Here is a 13,477-nt window from a genome sequence, read left to right on the forward strand (position 1 = left end):
GGCGCATCCGCAGAAGGAGTAGCTGAGATGGACTACGGAATGAGCCCGGAGCTCGAACGGTTCCGGCTGGAGGTGCGGGCATTCGTCGAAGCGAACGCGCCCGCGATCCCGCCGAAGGCCGGTGTGCGCAGTGCCGAGGACCGGGCCGAGCACACCTTGATCACCGAGTGGATCGGCAAGCTGTTCGCCGCGGGGTACATGGGCGGCGACTGGCCGGAACAGTATGGGGGACAGGGGAGTTCCTACTCGGCTGAACGTGACGTGGTGGTAGGGGAGGAGATCGCCCGCGCGCAGGCCCCGCACTTCGCGGGCGCGGGTGGACTGGTCTCGCACGCTCTGATCGACTTCGGCACCGAGGAGCAGCGTCAGCGCTACCTGCCGGGCATTCGCTCCGGCAAGGACACCTGGTGCCAGCTGTTCAGCGAGCCCAGCTCCGGCAGTGACCTGGCATCGTTGCGCACCAAGGCGGTTCGGACCGAGAACGGGTGTTTCCGGGTCAGCGGCCAGAAAGTGTGGACCACCAGCGGGCACTGGGCCGAGTACGGCTACCTGCTGGCCCGCACCGACCCGGATGCGCCCAAACACAAGGGCATCAGTGCCCTCATCGTCGATATGAGCCTGCCCGGTGTCGACGTGCGTCCGCTGCGCGAGATGACTGGTACGTCGGACTTCAACGAGGTGTTCCTCGACAACGTCGAACTGCCCGCCGAGGCCTTGATCGGCGAGCTCAATTCCGGCTGGGCCATTGCCAATTCGAGTCTCGGGCACGAGCGCAGTGGTGTCGCCACGAGCGTGGTGCGGCTACGTCAGAACGTGGACGCGCTCAAAGATTTGGCGAAGCGGGTCGACCGAGGCGGACGCCCGGCCATCGAAGACGGTGCGGTCCAGGAGACGCTGGGCAAGTTCACCGCGGACGTCGAGGCGCTCTCCGCGCTGGTGTACGCCAACATCAGCCGATGGTCGCGCGGCACCGAGCGAGTGCAGGACGCGCCCATGGCCAAGCTGATGTTCAGCGAACTCGGCGTGGAGATCTCGCGGTACGCACTGGAACTGAGCGGGGAGGCGGGCATCCTGGTCGAGGGTGATCCGGGCGCCGTCGACCGCGGGCGGTGGCAGGACGAGTTCCTCTACGCCCGCGCGTACACGATCGCGGGCGGAAGCTCCGAGATCATGCGGAACATCATTGCCGAGCGTGGACTGAAGATGCCGCGCTGACTTCGGGGCGGCCTATCTGGGAAGACTCGGCTGACTGGCTCCCGGTGGTGTGTCTATCGCGACTCTGCGTTGCAGGCTATGACTGTGATACGACGCGGCCCCGGCCGGGGGGAAGCAGGGGCAGATCGACCGCTACGACTCTCCGGTGTCGGATCAGAACGAGGCATCCGCACCGTCCGTGTGGCGGACGGTGCGGATGCCTCGTATTCGGTTGCGTTACTGGGTCTCTGCGGTGTGTGCCCGGGCCAGGGTCAGTCCCTCGTCGCGGGTGGGGGCTTCGACGTCCCAACGTCCACAAGTGCAGTGGCACAGGTACTTACCGTCGACGGGCAGGATGGACTGGGCGTCGCAGTAGCCCGAGGCGGCGGCCATGTCGGCGAAGAACTCGGTCGGCAGGTCGTAGAGAACGCTGTCTTCCATGAGGTGTTCTCGATTCTGTTCGGGTCCGGCGGCGGCCCTCAGGCCGTCGACTCGGCCGGGTTCAGGGTGCCCGGGGCGGGCGGCAGCGGGGCGTCGGGGAACAGTTCCTGGAAGGCCCCGAACGTGATTCGGTCCCGGGTGGCCTGGTCGACGTTGCCGAACAGGTGGTGCAGGGTCTTCTGGGTGTGCCCGTAGGTGCCCTCCATGTGCGGGTAGTCGCTGCCCCACATCACGTTGTTGTAGCCCATGCCCGTCATCGCGGCGACAGCCGACTCGTCGTGCTGGAACGACGCGTACACCTGGGAGTAGATGATCTCCTTGGGTGAGCGGTTGAGCTTCGGGCGGACCACCTGGGAATGCTGGCGGTAGCCCTCCTCCATCCGGTCGGCGATGAACGGCACCCAGGTCGCGCCGCCCTCGGAGACAAGGATTTTGAGGTTCGGGTGGCGGTCGAGCGCGCCCGAGGCGACCAGCTTCATCACGGCGCGCTGGCCGCCGAATGTGGTCTCCGTGTAGTTCAGCACGGCACCGCCGGGGCCTCGATACATGATGCCGGCGGCTCCGCCGCTGGCCATATCGATCGGCTCGGTGCCGATGTGGAACGAGATGACCATGCCGATGTCCTCGGCGAGCGCCCAGAACGGCTCCCACGCGTCGTCGTTGTAGTCCACCTGCTGCGGGTGCGGGGCGACGGTCAGGAATACGGCCTTGAAGCCCATCTCGCCGCAGCGCTTCAGTTCGGCGCAGGCGTCCTCGATGGAGAGGGTCGAGACCTGAGCGGTGGGGAGCAGGCGCGGCGAGTAGTCCATGATGACCTCTTTGGCCCAGTCGTTGGAGACCCGGGTCGCTTCCCGCAGCACCTCGGGAGTGCGGAACGACGACGCCCACATCCCCAGCGACGGAAACACCAGCTCCGACCAGATGCCTTCCTCGTCGAGGTCGGGCAGGCGCTTGGTCACGTCGCCGGAGCCGGGCGCGCGCATGCTCGCGGCGAAGAACTCTTCCTGCTTGATCGTGGGCAGCCGGCGCCGGAAGGCCTGGCCGTCGACGAACACCGTCTCCCACTTGCCATCCGGATCTTTCTCCGACCGGGGGACCAGTTCGGCCAGTCGCTTCGGCAGCCGTGCGCGCCACAAGTCCTCGGGCTCGAGGAAGTGCGAGTCCGCCGAGTTCGCCCACAGCTTGATTGCCATTCGATGCCTCCTGATCGCTTCACCGTGACGGTGAAAGGAATTGCGGTGCTGATGTGGGACGGGTGCGTCCCCGCGGGTCGGCCGCAGCGCTCCCGGTTGCTGGGGAACGCTCCCACCAGAATTAGTTTCTAGAATGCGATTTTAGAATGTAAGGTGATTATCACCACGGAGGGTGGGAGAAGTCAAGGCGCAGATCTCGGGCGACGGAGGATCGATGACGGAAACCAAGGGCCGCACCCGCGGCTGGACGAGTTCACCGGAAACCAAGGATCGGGTCCTCGATGCCGCCGCGGAGATCTTCGGAGAGCGTGGATTTACCGCGGTGACGATGGCGGACATCGTCGACAAGTCCGGAGTCAGCGTCGGCAGCATCTATCACCACTTCGGCGGGAAGGCCGAGGTCTTCCTGGCGATCTGGACCGATCTGATCGAGCAGGTCGACGGGCGAGTGCGGGAGGCTGTCGAAAAGGCCCGCGCAGGTGGTGTCGACGACCCGATGGAGCTCTACGGGGTGAGCACTCGGGCATATCTGGAACTGTTGTGGGAGAACCAATCTCGTGCCCGGGTGGTGGCCATGGGTGATACGCCGCCGGGCTTCGAGGCGATCCGCCGGGGGCAGGCCCGCCGGGGCAGCGATCACGACATCGCGCTGCTCGGGCTCGGCTCCTCACGCAGGGAGAAGCTGTTGCGCGACTTTCTGCTGGCGATGCGCGCGGAATCGGCGCGTGTAGTGCTCAAATGCCGGGCCCGCGCGGAACTGAACGACGCGATAGACACCGCGCTCGAGTACATCGGGTGTCTGGATCCGGCAAAGTTCGGGCTGGGCGCGGCGCGGGGCTGAGTTCAGCCCGGTGCCGATTTCGTGAGGAACTTCTATGCGGTCTTGCCGTAGCCGCTGCCGGGGTTCTCGGCATGTCAGGCGTCGAGTGGTGCTGTGGGGGGCTCGAATCGAAGCCCCCTGAAAGCTCAGGCGTCGACGAGCCGCCTGCGATGCCAGCTCACCGAGCCGTTCAGCAACTCGTCCACCTTGATCCGCCGGGTCAGCAGGTGCAGGTCGTGCTCCCAGGTGAACCCGATGCCGCCGTGTACCTGCAGTGCGATCGAGGCAACGGTGCTGGTGGCCTCGCCCGCGTAGGCCGCGGCCGCGGATACCGCCGCGGCGCGGCCGGCGGAGTCGGTGCCGTCGAGTGAGACGACGGCGGCCCACAGCGAGGCCCGTGATGCCTCGGTTCGCAGCGCCATATCGGCGCAGTGATGTTTGACGGCCTGGAACGAGCCGATCGGCTGACCGAACTGGGTGCGCTGACCGGCGTATTCGACCGTCTGCTCCACGAGTCGCTCGGCGGCGCCCAGCGCATCCATCTTCCGATAGAAGGCCAGAGCGTCCCCGAGGTAGGAGACGGTGCCGGCCGGCACGCTCGTCCAGCGCTGCGCGGGCACCGTCAGGTCGAGGTTGAGGACCGACCAGGACCTGGTGAGGTCAAGCGTGTCAAGGGTGCGCACACCTGCGCCCTGGCTCCCGCTCGGCACGTGGACCAGAACCTCGGTGCCGTCGGAAGATGTTGCGGCAATCAGGAATCCGGTGGCGTCGGGCAGTGCTGTCGCGGGCGCGGTGGATCCGCTGATCCGCAGTTCCGTGCCGATGATCTCGGCGGCGAGCGGGGCGCCGTCGACCGAGGCGAGGACCAGCGGAATCGACTCCGCGCCGCCCGAATTCGCTTCGGCCAGTGCGGACAGCGGGTGGTCGAGCTTGTCGAGCTCGGCCGTGGCCAGGGCCAGCTCGGCGAGCGGTACGGCGCTCGCAGCTCGGCCGTGTTCTTCGACGAGCACCGCCAGATCGACATGGGTTCCGCCCATCTCGGCGGTCAGCAGTCCGATCAGTCCCGACTCCGCGACGTGCTGCACGGCGATGTCGGGGACCCGGGCGGGACCGTCATCGATGGTCGGCCGCCGCGCGGCGATCGGGTCGTGCTTGACCAGCCACGCGCGCTCGCTGGCGGCCAGGTCTTCCTGTTCGGCACTCAATGCGAAATCCACTGCAGTCCTCCCTTTGAATGTTGACCTAGTTAACCATGTCAGCTATCTTCTGAATAGAGCATACGACAGCCGGGATTCCGGTTCGCGTGATCATGGCGATCGCTACGGCCGGGGTGCTGAAGCACGGCGTCCCGGCTCGGTGGCCCGCTACCGCAAGAGTGGGAGGAAACAAATGATGAGCATCAGAGGCGCGTTGGCGAGGCTGTGGGAGGCCGACGCCGACGCCGCCATGATCCAGCAGGGCGACACCTGGTTCACCTGGGGAGAGGTCCGGGCACTTGCGGAGACCCTGGACACCGAACTGGCCGCCGCCGGATGCAACGCAGGCAGCCGAGTCGGCGTGGTGCTCGACAACCGGATGGAGTCGATTGCCGCGCTCATCGCCATTCTCGGCAAGGGGCGTACGGTCATCACTCTCAATCCCATGCAGCCGGTGGCGCGACTGAGCGCCGACATGAGCGAGGCACATCCCCGCGCCGTCCTGGCGTCGGCGTCCATGTGGAGCGAGTCGGGCTTCCGGACCGCGGCCGAAGACCGCGGCGTGATCGGATTCGCCGTCGACGGCCCACAGGTAGTGGCGACCACCGAGGCGACCGCGGCCACGGCGCCGCAGACCGACAGCGACATCGTCGATGCGGTGGGCGTGGAGATGTTCACCTCGGGCACAACCGGCCCGCCCAAGCGGATCCCGCTCACCTGGCGCCAGCTCGAGGCCACGCTCACCGCGGTGCACGGACATACCGGTGCTGCCGGACCGCCCGACCGCAAGCTGCTCACCGGTCGCGTCGCGCTGGTCACCCTCCCGATCGTGCACATCGGCGGTCTGTGGGGTGTCCTGCAGAACCTTGCCGAGGCCAGGCCCTTCGTGATGCTCCCGCGCTTCACCGTCGAGGGCTGGTGCGCGGCGGTCAAGGAACATCAGCCGAAGGTCGCCGGTCTACCGCCCGCCGCGATGCGTGCGGTGATCAGCGCCGACGTCCCGTCTCAGGATCTGGCCAGCTTGCGTGCCATCACCGCGGGCACGACCTTCGTCAACCCGGACCTGGCCGACGAATTCAGCGCGAAGTACGGCATCCCGGTGCTGATCATGTACGGAGCCACCGAGTTCTCCGGTGCCATCGCCGGATGGACCAAACCCATGCATGCCCAGTGGTGGACCAAGAAACGTGGCAGTGTCGGGCGGGAAATGCCCGGCGTCGAGCTTCGCGCGGTCGCCGAGGACGGCACGGTCCTCCCGGTCGGGAAGTCGGGCCGCCTGGAGGTCAGCTCCAGCCAGACCGGCACCGGCAAACACGAATGGGTCCGCACGTCGGATCTCGGCCACTTGGACGAGGACGGATTCGTCTACATCGACGGTCGCGCGGACGATGCGATCATCCGGGGCGGCTTCAAGGTTCATCCCGAGACGGTCGCCGAGGCGCTGCGCGCCCACGACGCGATTCTGGACGCCACGGTGTACGGCCGCGACGACGAGCGGCTCGGCAAGGTGCCCATCGCGGTCGTGGAACTGCGCGAGGGCGCGGCCGAGGTACCCGAGGAAGAACTGAGGGCCTTCTGCCGCGGCCAGCTCACCGCCTATGAAATCCCGGTGCGGATCTACACGGTGCCGGAGCTGCCGAGAAGTGTGTCGCTGAAGGTGGATCGGCGTCGCCTGCTCGAAATGGTCTCGGAGATGGACGAATCCGCGTCGGTTCCAGCGGTCGAATCGGGAAGGTAGAGCAAAGATGCAGCGAGAGATCTTCGAAGCCGAACACGACCAGTACCGCGAAACGGTTCGCGAATTCCTGGCCCGCTACGCGACTCCGCATCAGGAGCAGTGGGAGTCCGACGGCATTATCGACAAGCAGCTCTACGTCGAGGCCGCCAAGTTCGGAGTGATCGGCTTCTCGGTTCCGGAGGAGTTCGGCGGGGGCGGGGTGTCGGGCGATTTCCGCTACAACGCCATCGTCGCCGAGGAACTGGCCCGGGCATCCTCGGGCGGTCCGGCCTTCACCCTGCAGAACGATGTGCTCGCCCCCTACATGCTCGAGCTCACCAACGACGAGCAGAAGGCCCGGTGGCTGCCGGCGTTCGCGAGCGGCGAGCTGGTCGTGGCGGTGGCGATGACCGAACCGGGTGCGGGTAGTGACCTGCAGGGGATTCGGACCTCGGCGCGCAAGGGCGGCGACGACTGGGTGCTGACGGGCTCGAAGACCTTCATCTCCTCCGGCATCCATGCCGACCTCGTCATCGTGGTCGCCCGCACCGATCCCGACGCCAAGGCCAGCGGTGCGTTCACCCTGCTGGCCGTGGAGCGTGGCATGACGGGATTCACCCGCGGCCGCAACCTCGACAAGCTCGGTATGCACTCCCAGGACACCGCGGAACTGAACTTCGACCAGGTGCGGGTCCCGTCGGCGAACGTGATAGGTGAGGTCGGTAAGGGATTTGTGCACCTGATGCGCAACCTGCCGATGGAACGGTTGTCGATCGCCGTCACAGCCGTCGCCTCCTGCCGGACGCTATTGGATATGACTCTCGAATATGTGAAGTCCCGCAAGGCATTCGGTGCGCCGATCGGATCCTTCCAGGCCAACAAGTTCGAGTTGGCGACCCTCGAGACGGAGGTCGACCTCGCGCAGGTGTACGTCGACCGGTGCATCACCGCGTTGAACGCGGGCACTCTCGACGGGACCGACGCGGCCAAGGCCAAATGGTGGACCACCGAACTGCAGCAGCGGTTGATCTACGCCTGCCAGCAGATGCACGGCGGCTACGGCTACATGATGGAGTATCCGATCGCCAAGGCCTACGCGGATGCTCGGATTCAGACGATCTACGGCGGTTCGACTCAGATCATGAAGGAAATCATCGGGCGCTCGCTCGGACTGTAGAAAGGAAAACCCTATGGGTGCAGTAATTGTCGAGGCTGTCCGGACTCCGGTCGGAAAGCGCAACGGTGGTCTGTCCGGAGTTCACCCCGTCGACCTGTCGGCCGTCGTGCTGCAGGAACTGGTCAAGCGGGCGGGCATCGAACCCGAGCTGATCGAGGACGTCATCTGGGGCTGCGTCGGGCAGGTCGGTGAGCAGACCCATGACATCGCGCGCAATGCCGTGCTCGCCGCGGGGTGGCCGGAGTCGGTGCCGGGTGTGACGGTCGACCGCCAGTGCGGATCGTCGCAGCAGTCGCTGAACTTCGCTGTGGCCAGCGTGCTCGCCGGTCATTACGAGGCCGTCGTCGCCGGTGGTGTCGAGTCGATGTCGCGGGTTCCCATGGGGGCGGCGGTGGCCGGAAGTGGCAGCCCGCTCAGCCCCAAGTTCACCGAGCGTTACAACGCCTCACCGAACCAAGGTGTCGGCGCCGAGATGATGGCCGAGAAGTGGGCACTGTCGCGCACCGATGTGGACGCGTTCTCCGCTCGCTCGCACGAACGTGCCGCGGCCGCGCAGGACGCCGGTCTGTTCGACGCTCAGATCGTGCCGGTCACTTTGCCCGACGGAACTGTGGTGTCGAAGGATGAGGGCATTCGCCGCGGAACCACCGTCGAGAAGTTGGCCGGGCTGAAGCCGGTCTTCAAGGAAGACGGTGTCATCCACGCGGGCAACGCCTCACAGATCTCCGACGGCGCGGCGGCACTGCTGATCGTCAGCGACGAGTTCGCGAGCAAGCACGGCCTGACGCCGATCGCCCGTGTGCACACTGCGGTCGTTGCGGGCGCTGATCCGGTGATGATGCTCGGCGCCCCGATCCCCGCGACGGAGAAAGCGCTGCAGAAGTCGGGACTGACGGTCGACGACATCGGTGTGTTCGAGGTGAACGAGGCCTTCGCGCCGGTGCCGATGGCGTGGCAGAAGGAGATCGGCGCACCGGACGAGAAGTTGAACCCCAACGGCGGCGCCATCGCGTTGGGCCACCCGCTCGGCGGCTCCGGCGCCCGCATCCTGACCGACCTGATCTTCCATATGCGCCGCAACGACATTCGCTATGGTCTGCAGACCATGTGTGAGGGTGGCGGGCAGGCCAACGCGACGATCCTCGAGCTGGTGAAGTGATGACCGCGGCAACCGAGACCGGCGCGCTGGTCGAGCGCAAGGGCAACGTCGTCCTGATCACCATCAATCGTCCGGAGGCACGCAACGCGGTCAACGCCGCGGTGAGCACGGCCGTCGGCGACGCACTGGTAGAGGCCGAGAACGACCCGGAGATCCGCGTCATCGTGATCACCGGTGCGGGCGACAAATCCTTCTGCGCCGGCGCCGACCTCAAAGCGATCTCGCGCGGCGAGGGCGTGTTCGCGCCCGGCAACGAGCACTGGGGTTTTGCCGGATTCGTTCGGCACGTTGTCAGTAAGCCGACGATCGCCGCGGTCAACGGCACAGCGCTCGGCGGCGGCACCGAACTCGCCCTCTCCGCCGACCTCATCGTCGCGGCCGAGAGCGCCAGCTTCGGACTGCCCGAGGTCAAGCGCGGATTGCTCGCCGGTGCTGGCGGGGTGTTCCGGCTGCCGGCGCAGATACCGCAGCGCCTGGCCATGGAGATGATCCTCACCGGCGATCCGATCTCGGCGGCCACCGCCCGCGAGTACGGCCTGATCAACCAGATCGTGCCCGACGGCACCGTGGTCGAGGCGGCGCTCGCGCTGGCCGAGCGGATCGCTGTCAACGCCCCGCTGTCGGTCCAGGCCAGCAAGCGGATCGCGCTCGGCATCCAGGCGGGCGACCGTCCCGCCGAGAACGACAGGTGGGGTCATTCGGAGGCCGAGTGGGAGGGCCTGATGAACAGCGAGGACGCCAAGGAGGGCCCGCTGGCCTTCGCCGAGAAGCGCGCACCTGTGTGGAAGTCGCGCTAGCCGATCGAAAGCATTGTGTTCTGGTTGAAGTCGAGCACTGAAGCCAATCGGAGTCCGCCCCTGCCGATTCGACAGGGGCGGACTTTTCGTCTGTGCGGGATCTCGGTGCTGTGTGTGGCCGGTCAGGCTCCGGTCTTGGCCTCCGCTGTGCCGAGGTAGGCCCGTTCGATCTTCTCCGGGTCGGCTGCCAGTTCGGCCGCGCTGCCGCGCAGCACATCGCGTCCGTGGGCGAGAACTATTGCCGTATCGGCGATTTCGAGGGCCAGCTGCACGTGTTGCTCGACGAGGATCACCGCGGTGCCCTTGTCGTCGGCGACCCGGCGGATCACGGGGAGCAGTGATTCGACGATCACGGGGGCCAAACCCATGCTCAGCTCGTCGATCAGCAGTACCTTCGGCTTCTGCATCAGTGCCCGTCCGATCGCGAGCATCTGTTGCTCACCGCCGGAGAGCATGCCCGCGGAGACCTCGAGCCGCTCGCCGAGCCGAGGAAAGTACTCGACGATGTCGGTGACGGCCGGACCCGAGCGTTTGCGCGCGAGCTCGAGATTCTGCTTGACCGTGAGGCCGGTGAACAGTGAGCGGTCGTCCGGCACCAGAACCAGCCCGGCCCGCGACGATGCCCGCGCCTGGCCGGGCTTGACGGAGGTCCCGGCGATGGAGATCGTGCCGCCGAGGCCGGGCAGCAGTCCGGCGAGGGTCATCAGCAGGGTGGTCTTGCCGGCGCCGTTGGGTCCCAGCAGGCAGAGCACCTCGCCCTCGGCGAGTGAGAGGTCGAAACCGCGCACACACGGGCGGCCCTTGGAGTAGCCGGCGTCGACTTCGGCGCATGCGAGAACCGTGGTCATGCGGACACCTCCGTGGGGGCATGGGTGGTGCCGAGGTAGGCGCGCACCACCTCGGGATCGGACTGGATTTCCTCGGGTGTGCCCTGCGCGATGACGCGGCCGAGGTCGAGTACCACGATCCGGTCGCAGATCTCGAGTACCAGTTCCATATCGTGGTCGACCATCAGCACCGTCACTCCCGCGTCCCGCGCTGCCTTCAACCGTGCACCGAGCCATTGGCTTTCGGTGCTGTCGAGGCCCGCGGCCGGTTCGTCGAGCAGAACGATACGAGGGCGTCCGGCCAGGGCGCGGGCCACCGAGACCAGCTGACGCTGCCCCTGCGACAGCTCGCTGACCGAACGATCGGCGACGGCGTCGAGATGCAGCACACCGAACAGGGCGTCGATATCGGGTGGACTGGATACCTCGCCGGGGCGTTTCGCCGCCGCGACGGTGCCGACGGCGACGTTCTCGCGCACCGTCAGATCGTCGTACAACTCGATGCCCTGGAAGGTCCGGCCGAGGCCGAGCCTGCTCCGTTTGTGCGGTTCGAGTCCGTCGACGCGCCGATCGCCGAGGGTTACCGTGCCCGATGCGGACGCGAAGCCGCTGACGGCGTCGATGCAGGTGGTCTTGCCAGCGCCGTTGGGCCCGATCAGACCGACGATCTCGCCGGCGCGGACGTCGAAGGTGACGTCGTCGAGTGCCACCACGCCGCCGTATCGGACGCCGATTCCCGTTGCGGACAGCAGGATCTCGTCCGAGACCTCCCGCAGCCGCGTGGGTGCCTCGGGCACCGAGGCCAGGATCCGGTCCTCGGGCGCGGTGGTGCGCTTGCGGTGGAATAGCCTGCGGGTTCGCAGCAGCCCGCGGATTCGCGCCGAATGCTGATGCAGGTGGCCGGCGAGGCCCTCGGGGAACTGGATGACCGTCAGCACCAGCAGGATGCCGGAGATGATCGAGTAATAGTCGCCGAGGTGCAGGGCTCGGTCCATGAAAATGAAAAGGATTCCGCCCGCTCCGATGACGCCTGCGAGGATGCCGCCCGAAACGCAGGTGATGCCAGCGATGTAGACGATCGCGAACAGCCCGATACCGGCGAGGACCGAGAACGATTCGGCGGTCGCCACGGTCTGCTGATACCCCATCAGCGCCCCGCCCAGCCCAGCGATGAACGCGCTGATGGCGAATGCCTTGATCTTGGTGCGGGACACGTCGATTCCCGACGCCGCGGCCGAGCGCTCATTGGCCCGCACCGCGAGCATCGAGGCGCCGAGGCGGCTGGTCCGCAGCTTGGCGACGCCCACCGCGACCAGGACCAGTACCACAAGGCATACGATTCCGAACGCGACCCGCGGATACGCTTGTCCCGCTCCGATGCCGAGGTCGATGCCGAACAGGGTCGGATTCTTGATGTGCGCGCCGTTCAGACCACCGTTGAGATTGCTGTTGCGGAACCAGAACGCGTCGAGAAACACCGCAAGCGCGAGCGTGACGACGGTGACGGGCAATCCGCGGATCCGCAGTGCCGGCAGTCCCACGACGACGCCGATCACCGTGGCCGCGAGTGCCGCCAGGATGGGGGCGATCGGGAACGGGATGCCGAGGTCGCTGGTCAGTCGGCTGAGGGTGAATGCGCCGATGCCCGCGAGCGTCAGCTGTGCCAGCGAAATCTGTCCCGCGAAGCCGGTGACGACGACCTGCGACAGGGCGACCACCGCCAGGATCAGGGTGGTGATGACCGCGGCGCGGTACGTGTAAGCCACGTACAGGGCCACCGCGCCGGTGCTGAAGTTCACGACGCCCGAACTGCGGAACGTCATCACCAGTGCCAGGCCCAGCGCCGCGTACACGGCGCCGTTGCCCAGCCCCAGCGCCAGGTGTGTCAATAAGAAATCTAAGTTCACCAGGTGCGCATTCAGACTCGGAGAACGGTCGCGCGTGGCAGTGGGGCTCGAACGGTCGGTCGACTCGGTTGCAATATCGAAAAATATCGCCTGAGCGCGGAAAATCGCTGAGCATTGCTAACGATTTCTGGTCGGCTAGAGGATCGCGGGCTGTGTTCTGCCCGATCTTGCACGGCATAACATAGTGAACTATGTTATCTAGGTAAGACTCTGGCGGTGGCGCCAGAGAAGGTCGGCAGAGAGGTGGGCAGGGTGCAGACGCTGAAAGTCGAACGTCACGACGGGGTGGTGACGGTCGTCATGTCGCGGCCGGAGAAGAAGAATGCCGGCAGTCCAACCATGTGGCGCGAGCTCGCCGAAACCTTTACCGAGATCGAACGCACGCCGGGTGACCGAGTGATGGTTCTGACCGGAGCCGGCGGAGACTTCTGCTCCGGAGCCGACCTGGACGGGATCTCCGACGACGCGCTGGACTATATGAAGCGCGCCAGTCACGCCGCCGAGGCGCTGTCCGCACTGACCATTCCCGCCATCGCCAAGGTGGACGGCGTCGCGGTCGGTGCCGGCTGGAACCTCGCGCTCGGTTGCGATCTGGTCGTCGCCAGCGAACGGGCGAGGTTCTCCCAGATCTTCATCCGCCGCGCGCTGTCGCTCGACTTCGGCGGCAGCTGGCTGTTGCCCCGGCTGGTCGGTCTGCAGAAGGCCAAGGAACTTGCCTTCTTCGGCGAGATCCTTTCAGCCGCAGAGGCTTCGAAGCTCGGTCTGGTGACTCGGATCGTGACCGTCGAGGAGCTCGACGCCACGGTCGAGTCCATGGCCAGGCGGCTCGTGTACGCGCCCACCCAAGCGCTGTCGCTGACCAAGCAGCTGCTCGATGCGGCGGCGGACGGCGGCAGTATCGAGGCCGCGCTGCAGCGGGAGAACCACGTTCAGGCCAACAACATCGTCGGCGTCGACGCGGCGGAGGCCAGGGCGGCCTTCCTGGAGAAGCGCGAAGCAGTCTTCTATCGACCCGATTCGCAGCCCGTCGCCACCGCGCACGCCTAGGA

At 66.6% G+C, this 13,477-nt stretch carries 11 protein-coding genes and 1 pseudogene; 7 read left to right on the plus strand and 5 right to left on the minus strand.

Features of this window, described 5'->3' with window-relative positions:
- Positions 1-27: 27 nt before the first annotated feature.
- Entirely contained in the window at positions 28-1,215 is a 1,188-nt protein-coding gene (locus OG874_RS06170; protein WP_330254145.1) for an acyl-CoA dehydrogenase family protein, read from the plus strand.
- 216 nt (positions 1,216-1,431) lie between these two features.
- On the opposite strand, the gene OG874_RS06175 is transcribed toward OG874_RS06170, so the two are convergent.
- Positions 1,432-1,635 (minus strand): hypothetical protein, encoded by a 204-nt coding sequence (locus OG874_RS06175; RefSeq protein ID WP_067662780.1) that lies wholly within the window; start codon positions 1,633-1,635, stop codon positions 1,432-1,434.
- 38 nt (positions 1,636-1,673) lie between these two features.
- Positions 1,674-2,828: an amidohydrolase family protein gene (locus tag OG874_RS06180; RefSeq protein WP_330254146.1), complete on the minus strand. Its 1,155-nt coding sequence runs from the start codon at positions 2,826-2,828 to the stop codon at positions 1,674-1,676.
- A gap of 214 nt (positions 2,829-3,042) precedes the next feature.
- On the opposite strand from OG874_RS06180, the gene OG874_RS06185 reads away from it, so the two are divergent.
- On the plus strand, positions 3,043-3,669 hold the full coding sequence (locus tag OG874_RS06185; RefSeq protein WP_330254147.1) for a TetR/AcrR family transcriptional regulator: 627 nt from the start codon (positions 3,043-3,045) through the stop codon (positions 3,667-3,669).
- 125 nt (positions 3,670-3,794) lie between these two features.
- On the opposite strand, the gene OG874_RS06190 is transcribed toward OG874_RS06185, so the two are convergent.
- Positions 3,795-4,865, minus strand: a complete 1,071-nt coding sequence (locus OG874_RS06190; RefSeq protein WP_330254148.1) for an acyl-CoA dehydrogenase family protein — start codon at positions 4,863-4,865, stop codon at positions 3,795-3,797.
- Positions 4,866-5,037: 172 nt separating this feature from the next.
- Between OG874_RS06190 and OG874_RS06195 the strand changes: the two genes are divergently transcribed.
- Genes OG874_RS06195 through OG874_RS06210 form a run of 4 tightly spaced genes read left to right on the plus strand, consistent with a single transcriptional unit; the run spans position 5,038 to position 9,694 of the window.
- A complete protein-coding gene (locus OG874_RS06195) occupies positions 5,038-6,582 on the plus strand; it encodes a class I adenylate-forming enzyme family protein (protein WP_330254149.1) in 1,545 nt (514 codons plus the stop codon).
- Positions 6,583-6,589: 7 nt separating this feature from the next.
- Complete coding sequence (locus OG874_RS06200) at positions 6,590-7,738, plus strand: acyl-CoA dehydrogenase family protein (protein ID WP_330254150.1); 1,149 nt, start codon at positions 6,590-6,592, stop codon at positions 7,736-7,738.
- A gap of 13 nt (positions 7,739-7,751) precedes the next feature.
- Complete coding sequence (locus tag OG874_RS06205; protein WP_330254151.1) at positions 7,752-8,897, plus strand: thiolase family protein; 1,146 nt, start codon at positions 7,752-7,754, stop codon at positions 8,895-8,897.
- On the plus strand, positions 8,897-9,694 hold the full coding sequence (locus tag OG874_RS06210; RefSeq protein ID WP_330254152.1) for a crotonase/enoyl-CoA hydratase family protein: 798 nt from the start codon (positions 8,897-8,899) through the stop codon (positions 9,692-9,694). Before OG874_RS06205 ends, OG874_RS06210 begins: the two co-directional genes overlap by 1 nt.
- Positions 9,695-9,816: 122 nt before the next feature.
- Here the strand turns inward: OG874_RS06210 and OG874_RS06215 are convergent, their stop codons facing one another.
- Positions 9,817-10,542 (minus strand): ABC transporter ATP-binding protein, encoded by a 726-nt coding sequence (locus OG874_RS06215; protein ID WP_330254153.1) that lies wholly within the window; start codon positions 10,540-10,542, stop codon positions 9,817-9,819.
- Positions 10,539-12,302, minus strand: a pseudogene (locus OG874_RS06220) (branched-chain amino acid ABC transporter ATP-binding protein/permease); the annotation flags it as partial. The gene OG874_RS06215 and the pseudogene OG874_RS06220, both read right to left, overlap by 4 nt.
- A gap of 378 nt (positions 12,303-12,680) precedes the next feature.
- Here OG874_RS06220 and OG874_RS06225 point away from each other — a divergent pair.
- The gene (locus OG874_RS06225) at positions 12,681-13,475 is read left to right on the plus strand and encodes an enoyl-CoA hydratase/isomerase family protein (protein WP_330254154.1); all 795 of its coding nucleotides are present in this window, start codon (positions 12,681-12,683) and stop codon (positions 13,473-13,475) included.
- The last annotated feature ends 2 nt before the right edge of the window (positions 13,476-13,477 follow it).

Origin of the sequence: Nocardia sp. NBC_00565, from assembly GCF_036345915.1 — a bacterium.
GTDB lineage: Bacteria > Actinomycetota > Actinomycetes > Mycobacteriales > Mycobacteriaceae > Nocardia.

Bases quoted from the DNA above. Each gene is read 5' to 3' on its own strand.
- OG874_RS06185 (WP_330254147.1), top strand. From the start codon at position 3,043: ATGACGGAAACCAAGGGCCGCACCCGCGGCTGGACGAGTTCACCGGAA.
- OG874_RS06205 (WP_330254151.1), top strand. From the start codon at position 7,752: ATGGGTGCAGTAATTGTCGAGGCTGTCCGGACTCCGGTCGGAAAGCGC.
- OG874_RS06200 (WP_330254150.1), top strand. From the start codon at position 6,590: ATGCAGCGAGAGATCTTCGAAGCCGAACACGACCAGTACCGCGAAACG.
- OG874_RS06195 (WP_330254149.1), top strand. From the start codon at position 5,038: ATGATGAGCATCAGAGGCGCGTTGGCGAGGCTGTGGGAGGCCGACGCC.
- OG874_RS06170 (WP_330254145.1), top strand. From the start codon at position 28: ATGGACTACGGAATGAGCCCGGAGCTCGAACGGTTCCGGCTGGAGGTG.
- OG874_RS06175 (WP_067662780.1), bottom strand. From the start codon at position 1,635: ATGGAAGACAGCGTTCTCTACGACCTGCCGACCGAGTTCTTCGCCGAC.
- OG874_RS06210 (WP_330254152.1), top strand. From the start codon at position 8,897: ATGACCGCGGCAACCGAGACCGGCGCGCTGGTCGAGCGCAAGGGCAAC.
- OG874_RS06215 (WP_330254153.1), bottom strand. From the start codon at position 10,542: ATGACCACGGTTCTCGCATGCGCCGAAGTCGACGCCGGCTACTCCAAG.
- OG874_RS06180 (WP_330254146.1), bottom strand. From the start codon at position 2,828: ATGGCAATCAAGCTGTGGGCGAACTCGGCGGACTCGCACTTCCTCGAG.